The sequence below is a fragment of the Microbacterium sp. M28 genome (assembly GCF_025836995.1).
Classification (GTDB): domain Bacteria; phylum Actinomycetota; class Actinomycetes; order Actinomycetales; family Microbacteriaceae; genus Microbacterium.
Window position 1 is genome coordinate 3212644 of the sequence record NZ_CP107546.1, and the last position, 16457, is coordinate 3229100.

Annotated in this window: 14 protein-coding genes; 3 read left to right on the top strand and 11 right to left on the bottom strand. The window is 68.9% G+C overall.

Annotation, left to right across the window (positions count from 1 at the left end; all coding sequences use genetic code 11):
- Positions 1-69 precede the first annotated feature (69 nt).
- A complete protein-coding gene (locus OED01_RS15595; protein ID WP_264156197.1) occupies positions 70-2727 on the top strand; it encodes a penicillin acylase family protein in 2658 nt (885 codons plus the stop codon).
- Between the two features lie 82 nt (positions 2728-2809).
- Here the strand turns inward: OED01_RS15595 and OED01_RS15600 are convergent, their stop codons facing one another.
- On the bottom strand, positions 2810-4561 hold the full coding sequence (locus tag OED01_RS15600) for a heparinase II/III-family protein (RefSeq protein WP_264156198.1): 1752 nt from the start codon (positions 4559-4561) through the stop codon (positions 2810-2812).
- Positions 4562-4672: 111 nt separating this feature from the next.
- Positions 4673-6037 (bottom strand): MFS transporter, encoded by a 1365-nt coding sequence (locus OED01_RS15605; RefSeq protein WP_264156199.1) that lies wholly within the window; start codon positions 6035-6037, stop codon positions 4673-4675.
- A 51-nt stretch (positions 6038-6088) separates the two neighbouring features.
- Between OED01_RS15605 and OED01_RS15610 the strand changes: the two genes are divergently transcribed.
- Positions 6089-6847: an alpha/beta fold hydrolase gene (locus OED01_RS15610; protein ID WP_264156200.1), complete on the top strand. Its 759-nt coding sequence runs from the start codon at positions 6089-6091 to the stop codon at positions 6845-6847.
- Between the two features lie 6 nt (positions 6848-6853).
- Here OED01_RS15610 and OED01_RS15615 read toward each other — a convergent pair whose 3' ends face one another.
- The 7 genes from OED01_RS15615 to OED01_RS15645 all read right to left on the bottom strand — a co-directional run bounded on the left by OED01_RS15615 (position 6854) and on the right by OED01_RS15645 (position 14298).
- The gene (locus tag OED01_RS15615; RefSeq protein WP_264156201.1) at positions 6854-7810 is read right to left on the bottom strand and encodes a hypothetical protein; all 957 of its coding nucleotides are present in this window, start codon (positions 7808-7810) and stop codon (positions 6854-6856) included.
- A 229-nt stretch (positions 7811-8039) separates the two neighbouring features.
- Positions 8040-8429, bottom strand: coding sequence for a monovalent cation/H(+) antiporter subunit G (gene mnhG, locus OED01_RS15620; protein ID WP_264156202.1), 390 nt, complete (start codon positions 8427-8429; stop codon positions 8040-8042).
- On the bottom strand, positions 8426-8695 hold the full coding sequence (locus tag OED01_RS15625) for an MrpF/PhaF family protein (protein WP_264156203.1): 270 nt from the start codon (positions 8693-8695) through the stop codon (positions 8426-8428). The genes mnhG and OED01_RS15625 overlap by 4 nt, the downstream gene beginning before the upstream one ends.
- Positions 8692-9285, bottom strand: a complete 594-nt coding sequence (locus tag OED01_RS15630; RefSeq protein WP_264156204.1) for a Na+/H+ antiporter subunit E — start codon at positions 9283-9285, stop codon at positions 8692-8694. Before OED01_RS15630 ends, OED01_RS15625 begins: the two co-directional genes overlap by 4 nt.
- Complete coding sequence (locus OED01_RS15635; protein WP_264156205.1) at positions 9282-10835, bottom strand: Na+/H+ antiporter subunit D; 1554 nt, start codon at positions 10833-10835, stop codon at positions 9282-9284. Before OED01_RS15635 ends, OED01_RS15630 begins: the two co-directional genes overlap by 4 nt.
- Entirely contained in the window at positions 10832-11368 is a 537-nt protein-coding gene (locus OED01_RS15640; RefSeq protein WP_264156206.1) for a Na(+)/H(+) antiporter subunit C, read from the bottom strand. Before OED01_RS15640 ends, OED01_RS15635 begins: the two co-directional genes overlap by 4 nt.
- Positions 11368-14298: a Na+/H+ antiporter subunit A gene (locus OED01_RS15645; RefSeq protein WP_264156207.1), complete on the bottom strand. Its 2931-nt coding sequence runs from the start codon at positions 14296-14298 to the stop codon at positions 11368-11370. The genes OED01_RS15640 and OED01_RS15645 overlap by 1 nt, the downstream gene beginning before the upstream one ends.
- Before the next feature lie 114 nt (positions 14299-14412).
- Here OED01_RS15645 and OED01_RS15650 point away from each other — a divergent pair, with 114 nt between their 5' ends.
- Positions 14413-14814: a phage holin family protein gene (locus OED01_RS15650; RefSeq protein WP_264156208.1), complete on the top strand. Its 402-nt coding sequence runs from the start codon at positions 14413-14415 to the stop codon at positions 14812-14814.
- A 4-nt stretch (positions 14815-14818) separates the two neighbouring features.
- Here OED01_RS15650 and OED01_RS15655 read toward each other — a convergent pair whose 3' ends face one another.
- Positions 14819-16129 (bottom strand): alpha/beta hydrolase, encoded by a 1311-nt coding sequence (locus OED01_RS15655; RefSeq protein ID WP_264156209.1) that lies wholly within the window; start codon positions 16127-16129, stop codon positions 14819-14821.
- Positions 16126-16383, bottom strand: coding sequence for a hypothetical protein (locus OED01_RS15660; protein WP_264156210.1), 258 nt, complete (start codon positions 16381-16383; stop codon positions 16126-16128). The genes OED01_RS15655 and OED01_RS15660 overlap by 4 nt, the downstream gene beginning before the upstream one ends.
- Positions 16384-16457 lie beyond the last annotated feature (74 nt).

The following is a 16457-nucleotide window of genomic DNA, read 5'->3' on the forward strand; positions in this document are numbered from 1 at the left end:
GTGGCCCGACACGCGGACCCCGACCCGGTGGAACCCGGTCTCACAGCTCCACCCGAAAGAAGCCTGACGATGACGACAGACGAGCCCACCTCCGCGGCCCCGCACCGATCGATCGGCCGACGCGTCCGCACGGTTCTGCTCGCCGTGATCGCCGGCCTGGTCGTGATCGCCGTGATCGCCGGCTTCTTCCTCGCCTGGACCGTCGGGCGCTCGTTCCCGCAGACGACCGGCGAGGCGGACCTGGACGGGCTCCAGGCTCAGGTCACCGTGCAGCGCGACGCGTCCGGCATCCCCACCATCACCGCCGACAGCTCGAGTGATCTCTTCCACGCTCAGGGGTTCGTGCACGCCCAGGACCGGTTCTTCGAGATGGACTTCCGTCGGCACGTGACCAGCGGCCGGGTCGCCGAGATGTTCGGCGAGTCCCAGGTCGCGACCGACATGTTCCTGCGCACCCTCGGCTGGCGCGACGTCGCCGAGGATGAGGTCGCGGCGATGGACGAGACCACGCTCGGCTACTACCAGGCGTATGCGGACGGCGTGAACGCGTATCTGGCGACGCGCAGCGGCGCCGATCTCAGCCTGGAGTACGCCGTGCTCGGCATCCAGAATCCGGAGTACGAGGTCGAGCCGTGGGAGCCGGCTGACTCGGTCGCATGGCTCAAGGCGATGGCCTGGGATCTGCGCACGAACATCGAGGACGAGACCGAGCGCGCGATCCTCGCGTCGCAGCTCGGGGCGGACGGCTCGGACGCCGCCGAGACCCAGGCCATGCTCGAGCAGCTCTACCCGGAGTACCCGTTCGAGCGGAACCCCGTGATCGTCCCGAAGATCTCCTCCGTGCCGGCGCTCGGGTCGGAGACCACGGCGGAGCCGGCCGCCTACTCGGCACCGACGGAGGACGAGGCCGACGCGCAGGCCGCCCTCACGACGGTCGACTGGCAGGAGGCCGACTCCGTCATCGAGGCCGCGAGCCTGCTGATCGGCGACGTCGGCGAGGGCATCGGGTCTAACTCGTGGGTCGTCTCCGGCGACCTCACCGAGACCGGGATGCCGTTGCTCTCGAACGATCCGCACCTCGGCGCCTCCCTGCCGAGCGTCTGGTACCAGGTGCAGCTGAAGTGCTCCGAGGTCACCGAGGAGTGCCCGTTCGACGTGGGCGGCTTCTCGTTCTCAGGCCTGCCAGGAATCGTGATCGGACACAACGCCCAGGTCGCGTGGGGCTTCACCAACCTCACCACGGACGTCACGGACCTGTATGTCGAGCGCGTGGACGGCGACTCGTACTGGCGCGACGGCCAGTTGGTCCCGCTCGAGATCCGCGAGGAGACCATCAAGGTCGCCGGCGGCGAGGACATTCCGCTCACGGTCCGCGAGACCGCGCACGGTCCGATCATCTCGGGCCTGACGGACGACTTCACAGCCGTCGGCGACGACCCGGTGGTCGGCACGGGAGGCACCGTCCTGCCTCTGGCCGGAGCGCCGGAGGTCCCCGACGGCGAGTACGCGGTCAGTCTGCGCTGGACAGCGCTGGATGCCGGGACCACGTCGACCGCGATCTTCGCGCTGTCCACCGCTCAGGACTTCGACGACTTCCGCTACGCCGCGTCGCTGTTCGACGTGCCGGCGCAGAACCTCATCTACGCGGACGTCGAGGGCAACATCGGCTACCAGACTCCGGGTCGCCTGCCCACGCGGGGCGCCGGCGACGGCTGGCTGCCGCAGCCCGGGTGGGACAGCGCCTACGACTGGACCGGGTACATCCCGTTCGAGGAGCTGCCCGTGGCGTACAACCCGGCATCCGGGTACATCGTGACGGCGAACAATGCGATCGTGACGGACGACTACGAGCACTTCCTCTCCCGCGACTGGGACTACGGGTACCGCGCGGGGCGCATCGCCCACCTGATCGAGCGTCGGGCGGCCGCGGCGCCGCTGACCGCGCACGACATGCGGGCGATCCAGATGGACGACGAGATGTGGATCGGCAAGCAGCTGGCCACGGCCATGGGCGAGGTGGAGCTCGAGGGCGAGGGGCCGCAGGAGGCGGTCGAGCTCCTGCGCACCTGGGATGCCCAGAACGCCGCCTCATCGGCGGGGGCGGCGTACGCGAACGTGCTGTGGTCGAATCTGGCGCAGAACATCTTCGCGAACCGCGAGACCCCGCTGCCGCTCGGGAGCCAGAGCCGCCTGTTCACGGTCGTCGGCGCCATGCTCGACGACCCGGAGGACCCGCTGTGGGTCAACGAGGCGATCGATGTGGACGGCATGGACGCCATGCTGACGCTGTCGGCCGAGCAGGCCTACGACGAGCTGGCGGGGCTGCAGGGCGAGACGCCGTCGCGCTGGAGCTGGGGCGACCTGCACGCGCTCACCCTCGTCAGCGACACGCTCGGCTCATCCGGGATCGCGCCGATCGAGTGGCTGTTCAACCGTGGCCCCTACAAGGTGGGCGGCGGCGCCTCGATCGTGAACGCGACGGGGTGGGAGCTCGGGACGTCCTATGCGACGACGACCGTGCCCTCCATGCGGATGGTCGTGGACCTGTCCGACTTCGACGCGTCCAGCTGGATCCACCTCACCGGAGCATCCGGCCATGCGTTCGACGACCACTACACGGATCAGACCGCGGACTGGGCGGCGGGAGTACAGCGCGGATGGGCGTACACGGCGAAGGCGGTGGACGCCGCGACCGTCGAGACGCTCGTGCTGCGGCCGGCGGGCTGATCGGGGCCCGTTCGAATCGCGTTGTTTGCTCGGAATCAGCCGATTTCGAGCAAACAGAGCGATTCGAACGCGGGGCAGGTAATCAGACGACCGAAACGGTGATCGTGCACCGCGTGTTCGACGCCGTGCGCACCAGATCCAGGAAGTGCGCGGTGGAGGGGTCGCCGTCGTGCGTGCGGAACGGCGCCTCGTCGAGCCTGGGCTCCCAGCCGTCCGACCACGTCAGCCGAACAGCGCCGCGGTCGCCGCGGATCACCGCCGCCTCCCCCGCGAGGGCGATCGGGAACAGCGATACGATCCGGTCGACGATCTCCACGGCGTCCGTGAGCGCGAACTCATCCGAGATCGTGAGCGTCCCGTCCGCGAACGCGAGCGTGCGGCGCGCCCTGCGGAGATCGGGGTGATCGTAGGCCGAGGTCAGATCGAGCACGAGGTGGCCGTCGCCCGCCGAGACCTCCTCGACGATCGCCGCGGCATCCCGGCCCTGACGCTGACGCACGCCGCCGATGGTCGGCACGCTGTGGCCCTGCGATCCGGCCGAGATGCTGTCGTACCGCGTACCGGGCTGGAAGTAGGCGGCGTCGTAGAACCCCATGCCGAGCTCGCTCAGCAGCGGTTCCCCGTTCACTGCGAGCACGAACGACCCGAGGTCGTTGTGATTGTGCGGCTCGTCGTTGTGGCCGGCCTTGGCGGCGAATCCCAGCTCGTTCGCGCCCGCAGACGCACGGATGACCAGCCACTGCGCGTCGGCGAACCAGGTGGCGGATGCCGGGGCGTCGGCCACCTCGTCGGCCAGGTCGCGCGCCCACACGAACTGACGGATCACCGGCCCCCAGTTGTGCGCCCAGCCGGACGTCGACCACAGCTCGCGCGAGACCGCCGAGGACGGGTCGAGAGTCTCGGTGATGCCGGCCAGCGCGGAGGCGACCATGCCGTACGGTTCGGCATCGGAGAACGCGGCGACCGCGCGCCCGCCGAGCGAGACGCCACGGGGGTAGCGGACGATAGCGGCGAGCCTGTCCTGATGCGGACCGTGCCAGAGGTCGATGCCGGTGCGCTGGCGCAGCGCCTCGGCGTAGAACGCGAAATGTCCGAACCCGTAGTTCCAGTAGTTCAGTCCCTCGACGCAGATGCCGTCGTTCCCGTACCCGGCGAGGAAGACGTCCATGGCGGCGGTGCAGCGATCCAGGATGCTCTCCAGGCCGTCGGCCTCGAGGTGCATGGCGGCGATGCCGATGCTCGCCGCGCACACCGCGGACCAGTTGGTCTCCGAGGTCTCCCACGGCCAGGATCGCTCGCGGAACGGCGTCAGGACGCGACGCTCCACCTCTCGCCGGACGCGGGCGACGACCAGCGGATGCAGCCGTCGTCCCAGCAGCGCGACGATCTCGGCGAGCGCGAAGGCCGTCTCGGCGGCGAACAGGTCGATGCTCTCGTCGTGCGGGACCTCGGGATGCGGTGACGACAGCTGCGCGATGTGCGCGGGCAGCGCCCACGCGTACTCGTCGCAGATGGCCCACATCACGTCCTCGGTCGCCGAGATCGGGACGTCATCGCTGAACAAGGCGCCGATGGCCGCGGCGAACAGGCGGCGCCGGCGGTCGAAGTACAGATCCTCGAACTGCTGCCGGTCCCCGTTCACGTCGAACCGGACGTAGTCGGCGAATCCCCACCACGGGATCGGCGTCCCCGCCTCGACGAGCGCCCGGTCGAGGAACTGCTGCGCGCGCTCGGCGATCCGACGATTGCGGATCGGCTCGCGCCACACCCCTGGGAAGCGTGCTTCGGCGAAGACGGCCTCAGCCGTACCGCCGTCGAGGGGTGTGTGCATCATCACGGTCTCCGATCCGTCTCGGCAACCGTATTCCGGTCCGGGCCGACGGGCGTCTGCGCCATCCCGATGGGCAGGATGTCATCGGCGCAGGCGTTCCCCTGTGGTGCGCGTCTAGCTCGCGTCGGCCGCCTCGGCCGCATCGGATGCTCGCAGGACCGGCTGCTCAGCCGCCCGGCGAGCGATCAGCCAGATGCCAGCGGCGGACGCGAGGAAGAGCGCCGCGAGCACCACCCAGCCGACCAGCCCGTACGTGATCGCGGTGGCGTTGACGAGAATCGGGGCCGCGAGCGCGCCGACCGAGAACCCCATGCCGAACACGCCCTGATAGGCGCCCGCCCGTACCGAGTCGGCGAGTTCGAAGCTCAATCCCCATGCCCCGGCCTGCGACAGGATCTCGGCGAACGTGTGCAGCACCGCCGCCGAGAGCAGCACGGCGATCGCGACCCAGGTCGGCAGACCGGCGGCGAGCGCGTAGACGATGCACGCTGCGGCCATCAGCCACCCGGCGATCAGTGTGACACGTCCCGCGGTGCGCACGTCGTGCGTGCCGCGGGACGCGCGGACCTGGAACAGCACCACGAGGGCCGTGTTGAGGATCAGGATGACGGCGACCACGACCTCCGGCGCCGTGGTGCGCGTCGTGATCCAGAGCGGGACGCCGAGCTCGGCGACGCCGAACTGCATCCCGAAGACCGCCGAGAGCAGTGTGAGCAGCAGATATCGGCGGTCGCGCCAGGGTGAGCGGCGACGCCAGTCCGCTCGGGCCGCGCGCACGGCATCCGCCGTCGTGAGCGTATCGATGGAGCCGGTCTCGGTCCGCACCGGTTCGACGCTGCGGGTCGGCGCGTCGACCGACTCCGGCAGGCGAAGCAGCGGCAGAGTCCCGAGGATGCCGATGACACCGGCACCGACGATGACCGCCCGGTAGGCCTCCGGCGTGCCGAGCGCGAGAGCGATCGCCGCGATGCCGGAGCCGATGGCGATCGAGAGGTTCGTCACCGTCCGCAGCACGGCACGCGCGTGCACCCGCTTGTCCGGGGCGAAGCCGCGGGCGATGATCGCCGACCGGGACGAATGCGCGATCGTGTCGAAGAACCCGGCGAGGGTGGCGATCACCAGCGCGGCGACGAACGTGTTGGCGAACGCGTACGTCGCCAACAGCACCGCCCCGACCGCTTCGAAGACGAACGTCATCCGACGCGCGCTCCACCGATCGGCGAGCCATCCCCCGAGGAATGACGCGAGGACGCCGAACGCGCTCGAGACGGCGAGGACCACCGCCGCCTCACCGGCTGACAAGCCGATGATGAGCGTGAAGTACAGGACCGTGACCGAGAGGAAGACGCCGCGGCCGATCCGTGAGACGGCCGTGGACGCGACCAGCGCCCGCAGCAGGGGATCCGACAACGACTGGGCGATGCGTGTACGCAGACTCGGCTTCAACGCGATCGGGTGGGGAGCATCCTGCAAGGTCACACGCCAGTCTCACACGGCCGACGGACATCGCCGTTCGGATATCGTCCTCATATGCCGTCCCGCCTGCTCGCCCCCGAGGGCATCCCCGCCAGCATCCAGGAGTTCGAACACGGCGGCGCAACGCTCGTCGTCGAGAGATTCGGCCAAGGGCGTCCGTTCGTCGTGCTGCACGGCATCGGCATGGGCCGCAGTGTGTTCCTCGATCTGACCGGCCGGCTGCGCGGCGAGGTCGTCGCCGTTGACCTCCCCGGCTTCGGCGAGGCGCCCGAACCGGTGCGCACGCTGACGATGGAACGCCACGCCGATCTCGTCGCCGCCTACCTGCGCTCCGTCGACCTCAACGGTGTCGTCGTGATCGGCCACTCGATGGGGAGCCAGGTCGCCGCCGAGCTCGCCGCGCGGCATCCCGAGCTCGTGGCCGGAGCCGTGCTCGCCGGTCCGAGCGTGAACAGCGCGGCGCGCACGATCGGCGCCCAGGCCGGTTACCTGCTGTGGGATCTTCTGGGCGAGTCCCCTGTCGTGCTGTGGCGCGGCGCCAGAGAGTACCTGCGCGGTGGGCCGCATCTGATCCGCAAGATGCGCGCGATGATCGTGCACCGGCCGGAGGACGCGTTCCCCCGCATCGACTGTCCCGTGCTGGTGCTGCGCGGCGAGTCCGACCCGCTCGCGCCGATGAGCTGGTGCGAGGAGATCCTCGACCTGGTCCCTGACGCCGAACTCGAGGTGATCCGCGGCCACGGCCACGAGACGCTCATCAGCGACGCGAGTCCGGCCGCCGAATTGATCCAGGCCTTCGCCGACCGGCTCTGACTCCGTTCACAACTCCTCATGGAGCGCGGATGAGCGGCGGCCGGCCGGCGCCGTTCCGGCGTTCGCCCCGGAGCGGACCGGGATCGATGAGGAGTTATGAGCGCCAAGTCGGGCCGCGAACGCGTCGATCACCTCGGCCAGCTGCCGCCGGACGGTGTCCGAACCGTCCAGGATGTCCGTCGCCAGAGGACGGACGGTGACGTAGCCTGCGCGCGCCGCGGCGATGTCACGACGGCGGTCGTCGACCTGCTTGTCCCACCCCTCATGGAAGGCCCTGCTGTCGCACTCGACGATCAGCCAGCCCTCGACGAGAAAGTCGACCCGGCCGATCCCCGGGATCGTCACCTGCGTCTCGAAGCGCACCCCCAGGCTCCGCAGCACGAGCCGCACGAACGTCTCCGGCCCGGACTCGGCCGAGGCATCCACGAGCCCGATCAGCGGTCGGAAACGGGCAGGCAGGCCTTCGAAGATCTCCCGCAACTCCTCCGCCGACAGCAGTCCATGGTGCAGGACACTGTCGAGAGTGGCGATCGCCGCGCGCGGTGGCTGGCACCTTATCGACAGACGCACCGCGTCACGAAGCGACCCGACGTGCAGCGGCGCACGGTCGTCGGTGACGGCATCCCAGTGCACGCGGGTCGTCGACGCTCTCGGCGCTCGCACGCGCGACGTGCCGGGCACGACGTGCACATGCAGCGCCGTGCACGTCAGCACGAACACACCGATCATCCGCAGCAGCGATAGGCAGGACAGTCGTCCGCCGATGCGGACCGCCTCTGCTATGTCCGCGGTGACGGGTCGCACGGCGTATCGATCGCGCCGCAACCGCACGATCGTTCCCGCTCTCACGGAAGCCGTGATGTCCCGTCCCGTCATGCCGGCCAGACGGAGGTCGGATCGAGTCACGATGACTCGCGCGAAAGCCTGGGCGGTGCGCTGCGGGACGGTCTGCTCGCTCTTCATCACGGTACCTTCGGCCATCCGGCGGGTCCCGTGGGGCGCGAACGCGCGGATGAGAAGAACCTGCAGCGACTCCGTCGCGGTGCAGGGCGGGTGGGGAGCCGGCGCACAACTCCTCATCGATTGCGCGGAAACCACGGTCACCGCGATGGAATCCGCATCTTCCCGCGATCAATGAGGAGTTGTGAACGCGAAACGCGCCGGACCGCCGGACTGCGCCAGCCCGCCCGGCTCACCCGGCGGCGGGCGGCGTCTGCTTCGAATCGGCGAGGTCGTCCACGACGAGGTGCCGCTGATCGGTGGTGCCGTTGCGGTACGCCTGCCGTCCGACCATGTGCGCCGACAGCGGTGCCGTGGCGAACTGCATGAGGACCACGGGGGCGACCAGCGCCGCGCCGAGGAGGATGCCGCCGATCGACCGCTGCGACAACGCGATCGCGATGCAGATCAGCAGCAGACCGAGCACCTGCGGCTTCGTCGCCGCGTGCAGGCGCGATGGCACGTCGTGGAAGTGCAGCAGCCCGACCGCGGCCGACAGGCACAGCAGCGCTCCGCACAGGATCAGGATGAGCACGATCCAGTCGATGACGGCGCCGGGGATCTCGAGACCGAGAAGGTTCATGGTGTGGTGTTGTCCCTTCTCGCCACGTACCGCGCGACCGAGATGGAGCCGAAGACCCCGACGGCCGCGATGATCAGCAGCACCGGGATGCTGCGGGAGTGCCCGTTGATCGCCATCTCGGCACCCAGCACGCACATCACCTCGGTGAGCAGCACGTCGGAGGCGACGGCTCGGTCGAGGATCGACGGGCCTCGTACGATCCGGATCAGCGTCAGGATCGCCGCGACGCCGAAGACCACCATGATCGCCATCAGCAGGATGTTCATCGCAGGCCTCCCGCTCGTCCGCCAGCGGCGAGCGCGCGCTCGTCGTCCCTGAGAGCACGGTACTGCGCCGGGCTGCCCAGCGCCCGCACGATGCGCTGCTCCCAGCGCAGCACCTGTTCGCGCTGACGGTCGACATCCGCGACGGTCCGCACTCCGATCACGTGCAGGTACAGGATGCGTCGGTCCCGGTCGGTCTCGACGATGAGCGATCCAGGGATGAGGGATGCCGTCACGGCGACGTGCGTCATCACCAGATCATCCGCGTACTTGAGCGGGACGGCCATGATCGCGGCCCCCGGCTGGTGTCGGAAGTCGAACACCTGCACGGTGACGCCCAGCGCGCCGCGCAGCACGGCGAAGAGGAACTGCACCAGGAAGAGGGCTCCGTACCAGAGATTGATCCGACCGCTGAGCTCGATCGTCGGCAGGCGGAACACCCGCGTGACGAAGATCGCGACCACCAGTCCGGTCACGAACGCGAGCACGGTGAACTGCCCCCACAGCAGCATCCAGAGCACGACCAGCCAGGCGAGGAAGGGCAGCTGCAGCAGGACGGCCTGGAACAGACCGGGGCGGGCGTCGGGGGTCACGGCTGCACCTCCTCTTCCAGCTGCACCAGGCTCACCGGTTCGAGCAGGGCGTCACCGATGCGATCGCACAGCGCGTACAGCGGACCGGCGAACACGGTCAGCGCGAGCGTCACGGTCACCATGCCGCCCGTGGCGATCGTCATGATCTTCGGGATGCGGCGGCGCTCCTGCTGCTCATCCGCGGCCGGCGCGTTGCCCAGGTAGGAGATGCGCCCCTCGGTCTCGGCGGAGTCCTCCTCCTCGCGCCAGAAGGCCAGGTTCCAGGCACGCATCAGTGCGTAGAGCGTCAGCAGCGACGTGACGATGCCGCCGAAGATGAGGACCATCATGATCGGCGTCCCGACGGATGCCGCGGCCTCGAACAGTGCGAACTTGCCGATGAACCCCGAGAACGGCGGCAGTCCGCCCAGGTTGATCGCCGGCACGAAGTACAGCACGGCCAGGATCGGCGCGGCCTTCATGAGGCCCTTCACCCGCAGGATGCTGGTGCTGCCCGCTCTTCGTTCGATGAGGCCCACCGCGAGGAACAGGGTCGTCTGCACGACGATGTGGTGGACGATGTAGTACACGGTCGCCCCGATGGCCGCCGGTGTCGCGATCGCGAGACCGAAGATCATGTAGCCCACGTGACTGACGAGCGTGAACGAGAGGATCCTCTTCAGCTCGGCCTGCGCCACGGCGCCGAGCACGCCGACGATCATGGTCGCGAAGGCGACGATCAGCAGGATCGTGTCGATGCTGTTCTCGGCGAACAGTTGGGTCTCGGTGCGGATCAGCGCGTAGACGCCGACCTTGGTCAGCAAACCGGCGAACACCGCCGTGACCGGCGCAGGGGCGGTCGGATACGAGTCCGGCAACCAGAACGACACCGGGAAGATCGCGGCCTTGATGCCGAACGCGACGACGAGCATCAGGTGCAGGACGAGCTGCGTCTCCTGGGGCAGTTCGGTCATCCGCTCGGCGATCTGCGCCATGTTCACGGTCCCCAGCGCCCCGTAGATCATGGCGATCGACGCGAGGAAGAGGATCGAGGACACCAGCGACACGACGATGTAGACGGCGCCGGTGCGGATGCGGGACTCCGTGCTGCCCAGCGTGATGAGCACATACGAGGCGACCAGCAGGATCTCGAATCCGACGTACAGGTTGAACAGGTCGCCCGCGATGAACGCGTTGAAGATGCCGGCGGCCAGGATCAGGTACGACGGGTTGAAGATCGAGATCGGCGTCTCGTCCGTCCCGTCGGCGGCGCCCTGCCCGATCGAGAACAGCAGGACCGCGACGAGCACGATGCTCGACACGAGCACGAGCAGAGCGGCGAGGCGGTCGACGTAGAGGATGATCCCGAACGGCACCGGCCAGCCGCCGACCGAGACGGCCAGCGGGGTTCCGCCGTCGACCACGACGAGGAGGACGGCGGCGATGACCGCCACGGCTCCCAGAGTCGCCGCTGTGACGACGATCTGCAGACGAGGGCTGCGTCCGAAGACGAGCGTGACGGCGGCGCCGAGCAGGGGAAGGGCGACGAGGAGGGGGACGAGCGCGCTCATGGGCGGTCCTCCTCTTGGTCGGATGCACGCGGCGCGTAGGGCGAATCCACCGGCGCGTCGTCCTGGATCGAGGGGTGGTCCCGCGCGTGCAGGACTGTGATGGGCGCGGTCTGCACACCCACGAAGTCGGTCGTCGCCTCTTCGTCCTCCATGTCGCCCTCGTCGTCGAGGACGTCCTCATCCGCATCCGTGCGCTCGCGCAGGGCGATGTCGGCTTCGTCGTCCTCGACGGTGTCGGCCTGACCGAGCTGCCAGGAGCGGTAGATGAGGGCGAGCAGGAACGCCGACACGGCGAACGTGATGACGATGGCCGTGAGCGTCAGCGCCTGCGGCAGCGGGTCGCTGACGTCGGTCTCGCCGTAGAACGGCGCGTTGCCGGGGACGCCCATCACGATCAGCAGCAGCAGATTGGTCGCGTTGCCCAGCAGGAGGAAGCCGATCAGCACGCGGGTGAGGCTGCGCTCGAGCATCGCGTACACGCCGCAGGCGAAGAGCACCGCCATCACGAAGACGAGGGTCAGGGAGATGTCCATCAGACGTTCACCCCCCGCGCGCGCATCTCGAGGGCCTGCTTGTCGACCTCGGCACCGAGGCTGCGCAGCACGTCGAGCACCAGCCCGATGACCACGAGGTACACCCCGATGTCGAAGATCGTCGAGGTGACGAACTCGACGTGACCGATGAGCGGGATCTCCCACTCCCAGAACGTGCTGGTCAGCGGCGAGAGCCCGAAGAACAGCGGCACGACGGCGGTGCCGACGGCGACGATGAGTCCGGCGCCCAGCAGGCGCCCGGCATCCGTCGGGGCGGCGGCACCCAGTTCCCAGCGTCCGCCGGCGATGTAGCGCATCACGAGCGCCATGCCGGCGACCAGGCCGCCGGCGAACCCGCCGCCGGGGCTGTTGTGCCCGGCGAACAGCAGATAGATCGACACGACGATGATCGTGTGGAAGAGGATGCGGACGATCACCTCGAGCAGGATCGACCGGTTCTCCGGCTTCATCTTCTGCCCGCCGATGAGCCAAGCCCGCGGCGCGCTGCGGTTCTCGGCGGTCTGGAATCGGACGCCGTCCGTCGTCTCCACGAGCGGGTTGAGCCGGGCCTTGCGCCGGGTGGAGCGCGGCAGCGTGCGGGTGGCGGCGAGCAGATCGGCGCGGTGCGTGACGAACACGAGGGACGCCACGCCCGTCGCGGCGAGCACGAGCACCGAGAGCTCGCCCATCGTGTCCCACCCTCGGAGGTCGACGAGTGCGACGTTGACGACGTTCTTGCCGTGTCCGATGTCGTAGGCGAGGTCGGGGAAGATGATCGAGATCGGATCGGCGACCCGCGACTGCGTCGCCACGATCGCGACGAGCGCCATGGTGACACCGACCGCGATCGCGAGGATCGCCCGCGGCACCCGTCCGACGGACGCATTGTGCTCGCCCATCCGCGACGGCAGGCGACGCAGCACGAGAGCGAACGTGACCAGCGTCACCGTCTCGACCAGGATCTGGGTGAGCGCGAGATCGGGCGCCCCGCTGGTGGCGAACAGCACCACCATGCCCAAGCCCGTCACGGACACGAGCACGACGCCGGTGTAGCGCTTGCGCGCACGGACCGCGACGATGGCGGCGGCCGCCATGATGGGTGCGACGACCAGCTGGGTCGGCGTGTGCCATGCGGACAGCTGGAGCCGATCGACATCGGCGGCGAGCAGGGCAGTGATCTCGGCGACGACGAGCACGATGAAGATCGTTCCGACGTACACCGGGAGCGAACCGCGCTGGGTCAGCGAGGTCGTGAAGACCGACAGCCGGTCGACGCTGCGGGTGATCAGGTAGTACACGTCGGATGCCGTGAAGGGCAGGATCCTCGGCTTGCGATCCCACCCCGTCGCCCTCGCCAGCAGGAAGACACCGAAACCGAGCAGGATCGACAGGATCGAGATGGCGAGAGCCGGCTCGAGCCCGTGCCAGAGCGCCAGGTGCCCTGGGCCCTCGCCGCCGAGTCCCTCGGCGGCGGTGACCGCGTACCCCTGCAGAGCGACGTCGACCGCCGGTGCGCCGATGCCGGCCGCGAGCGTGACTCCGGCGAGGATGATCGGCGCGGACAGGAAGCCCACCGGCGGATCGGGCCACGGGGTGTCCGGCATCCGATCGCCCTGCGCGTCGTGCTTGGTCCAGAAGGCCCCCCACAGGAATCGGATGCCGTAGGCCGCCGTGAGCACCGCGCCGAGCGAGACGCCGATGATCGCGACGACGCCCCAGGGGGAACCGGCGAGCGCGTCATCCAGCAGGGCGGTCAGCGCGGATTCCTTCGCGACGAACCCGATCGTCGGCGCGACGCCGGCCATGGATGCGATCGAGATGAACGCGGCGGTCGCCATCACGGGCGCCTGCCGTCCGACGCCGGAGAGTTCGGTGATGTCACGCGTGGACAGCTGCCGGTCGATCACGCCGACGATAAGGAACAGCGCCGACTTGAACAGCGCGTGGGCGATCACGAGGGCAAGGCCGGAGAGGGCTGCGGCCTGCGTGCCGTAGCCGACCACGACGGTGAAGAAGCCCAGCTGGCTCACCGTGCCGAACGCGAGGACGCGCTTGAGGTCGGTCTCGCGCAGCGCCTGGAAGCCGCCGAGCAGCATCGTGAACACTCCGAGCGAGATGACGATCGGCCGCCACGGCTCGCTGAGCGCGAAGATCGGCGCGAACCGCGCCATGAGGTAGATGCCGGCCTTGACCATGGCTGCCGCGTGCAGATATGCGCTGACGGGTGTGGGGGCCGCCATCGCCCCGGGCAGCCAGAAGTGGAACGGGAAGATCGCGGATTTGCTCAGCGCGCCCACCAGCAGCAGGACGATCGCGGCGTTCACGATCGGCCCTGTCGGAGGGTCGGCGAGCATGGCGGAGATGCTGGATGTCCCGGCGTCCACCACCAGCAGGACGACGCCGACGAACATGACCAGTCCGCCGAGGGTCGTCACCAGCAGCGCCTGCAGGGCGGCACGACGGCTGGCGGCACGACCCCGATAGTGCCCGATGAGCAGGTACGACAGGATGCTGGTGAGCTCCCAGAACATCACGAGCATGACGAGGTCGTCCGTGAGCACGAGGCCGTACATGGCGCCGGCGAACCCGAGCAGGACCCCCGCGAACTGCCCGAGCCCCGCGGCGCTGTCGTGGAAGTACCACCGGCAGTAGAGCAGCACGAGCGCGCCGACGCCGGTCACGATGAGCGTCATGACCCATCCGAGCACATCCATGTGCATTGACAGGTTCAGGCCGAGCTGCGGGATCCACGCGACGGATTCGAACGGCGAAGGGTCGGCGCCGAGCACCTGCGGTGTCAGGACGATCGCGTGGATGAACGCCGCCGTCGGGACGAGCGCCGCGATCGCGAAGGCCTGGGCGCCGAGCCAGCGCACCAGCGCGGGAAGGACCAGCGACGCCAGGAGGAAGACCGCGAGGAGCGTCAGCATAAGCGGCTCCTCAATGGCTCGTCGGCCGTACGGCGCAGGCGGGCAGGTTCGTGCCCAGTTTAGTGGCCGTCCCCGTGGCTCGTCCCCGGTTTCGCATGCGAGACTGGTTCGATCATGCGTTTCATCGTCAAGGTCGTCATCAACGCCTTCGCCTTCTGGGTGGCGGCGCTGATCCCTGCGCTGGAGATCACCGTCCGACCGTTCCCGCCCGGTGGGGACCTGCAGATGGTGCTGACGCTGCTCGCCGTCGGCGCGCTGTTCGCCCTCGTCAACACGATCGTCGGCACGATCGTGAAGATCATCGCGTTCCCGCTGTACATCCTCACGTTCGGCCTGATCGGCTTCGTGATCAACGGCTTCCTGCTCTGGCTGACCGCGTGGATCACCAGCGGATTCGGTTGGGGTGTCGAGGTCGGCAACTTCTGGTGGGTGATCGTGGGCGCCCTGGTGATCTCGATCATCAACGCCGTCTTCGGATTCATCCTCCGTCCGCAGAAGAAGCGCAGCAACGCCTGACCCTTCACTGCGTCCAGCCGGTGCGGTCGCCGATGTACTCGGTCGACTCGATGCTGACGGCGGTCGCCAACTGCGCCAGATGAGCGCGGTATGCGTCCAGGCGCGGGTCGCCTGAGGCATCCACCATCTCCGCCGTCTCGGTGTACGTGTCGGTCATGTGCGGTTCGAGGATCAGATCCTTCAGGCTCGGTGCCGGGTCGCCCTCACGCTGCACCACGATGCTGTCGGCCGATCCGGTGCTCCCCGGTGCACCGCCGCCGGCGAGTGCGTTGACGACGTCATCGGTGTGCCGCAGCTCGATGAGCAGCTGGTCGTCGCGCAGCGTCGGCTGCACCGGGCTGCCCGCGGTCACCACCGTCCGCACGTCGTACTGATCGTCCATCGCGAGGTACGACGCGACCATGGCCCCCTGCGAGTGCCCGTAGACGTCGACGGGGTCGCCCGGTTCGGCGCCCGCCTGGTGGAGCGCGTCGAGCGTCGCCTGATACGACGCGGAGATCCGACCGGTGTAGAGCTCGGTGTTCGACTTGCTGTCCCACGGTTCGCCGGCTCCGTAGAGGGCCGACTGCGTGCCCTTGATGTAGACGGCGTAGCTCTTACGGCCGTCTTCGAAGGTGTAGGTCTCGACCTTGACCTGGGCATCCTCGGTCTGGGGGAACCGCCGGAGTCCGTCGGCGAGCGAGGCCGGCGGCGCGACCGGAGACGAGGCGGCGACCGGTGCGACGCGCACGGGATCGGCGCCGCCCTTGAGGGTCGCGCCGGGGAGGAGCGTGCCGAACACGGTCGAGCTGCCGAGGATCGCGGCCATGGAGGTGATGGCCCCGAAGTTCAGACCTGTCGCAGTGGTCGCGATGTCGAACTGGCTGTCGAGTCCATCGAACCGCCCCTGCTCCCACTGTTCGACGAGGTGGTCGGCCATGCCGCTGAGGCGTGCATCGGTGGCCTCGAGGTCCACGATCTGCGGAAGCAGGCGCTCGGCCGCCGCGGCATCCGTCAGCAGGAGCGCGTCGTACTCGGTGCGCAGCTCGACCAGTTCGTAGGCATCCGCCATGAGGTGGGTGCCCGCGATGACCTCGTCGATCCGCGTGCGCATCGCAGCGAGCCGATCCCCCGCCTCCCACAGCTCCACCGTGCCGATCGCGGCGGACAGCTCGGCCGTCTGAGCGATCCACCGGTGAGCGGTGTGCGCGGCATCCGCCGCCCGTCCGACGAGGGTGCCGATCGATCCGAGCCGGAACGCGGCATCCCGCAGGGCATCGGTGTCGACCGAGATCGCCCCGCCGTGGCTGATCTCGAGATCGTCGTCATCGCTCACCGCGCGGCCTCCAGCTCCCACAGCCGGAGGCGCAGCGACGACTCCACTGACGCGCACTGCACTGCGAAACCGTCGATGGTCGCGTTCAGCTTGCGGACTCCCGCGGTCTGCCAATCGGTGTCGGCGATGAGCGGCACGAGGAGGACCCCGGCATCTTCCAAAGCTTCTATGGCATCGTTGACGAAGCGACGTGCGGCGTGCCAGCCCCAGATCTGTTCCGGGGCCCAGTCGCCTGCGATCTCGGTGGAGTACATGCCGTCAGATTGCCGCGCGTCGCCCTCGCTCCGTGTCGCGATTCCGCGCGCTCCACGGCATCCGGGAACAAGCC

What these genes read in the sequence shown, in the direction of transcription:
- OED01_RS15595 (WP_264156197.1), top strand. Translation starts at nt 70, where the DNA reads ATGACGACAGACGAGCCCACCTCCGCGGCCCCGCACCGATCGATCGGC.
- OED01_RS15600 (WP_264156198.1), bottom strand. Translation starts at nt 4,561, where the DNA reads ATGATGCACACACCCCTCGACGGCGGTACGGCTGAGGCCGTCTTCGCC.
- OED01_RS15610 (WP_264156200.1), top strand. Translation starts at nt 6,089, where the DNA reads ATGCCGTCCCGCCTGCTCGCCCCCGAGGGCATCCCCGCCAGCATCCAG.
- OED01_RS15615 (WP_264156201.1), bottom strand. Translation starts at nt 7,810, where the DNA reads ATGAAGAGCGAGCAGACCGTCCCGCAGCGCACCGCCCAGGCTTTCGCG.
- mnhG (WP_264156202.1), bottom strand. Translation starts at nt 8,429, where the DNA reads ATGAACCTTCTCGGTCTCGAGATCCCCGGCGCCGTCATCGACTGGATC.
- OED01_RS15625 (WP_264156203.1), bottom strand. Translation starts at nt 8,695, where the DNA reads ATGAACATCCTGCTGATGGCGATCATGGTGGTCTTCGGCGTCGCGGCG.
- OED01_RS15635 (WP_264156205.1), bottom strand. Translation starts at nt 10,835, where the DNA reads ATGAGCGCGCTCGTCCCCCTCCTCGTCGCCCTTCCCCTGCTCGGCGCC.
- OED01_RS15640 (WP_264156206.1), bottom strand. Translation starts at nt 11,368, where the DNA reads ATGGACATCTCCCTGACCCTCGTCTTCGTGATGGCGGTGCTCTTCGCC.
- OED01_RS15645 (WP_264156207.1), bottom strand. Translation starts at nt 14,298, where the DNA reads ATGCTGACGCTCCTCGCGGTCTTCCTCCTGGCGTCGCTGGTCCTTCCC.
- OED01_RS15650 (WP_264156208.1), top strand. Translation starts at nt 14,413, where the DNA reads ATGCGTTTCATCGTCAAGGTCGTCATCAACGCCTTCGCCTTCTGGGTG.
- OED01_RS15660 (WP_264156210.1), bottom strand. Translation starts at nt 16,383, where the DNA reads ATGTACTCCACCGAGATCGCAGGCGACTGGGCCCCGGAACAGATCTGG.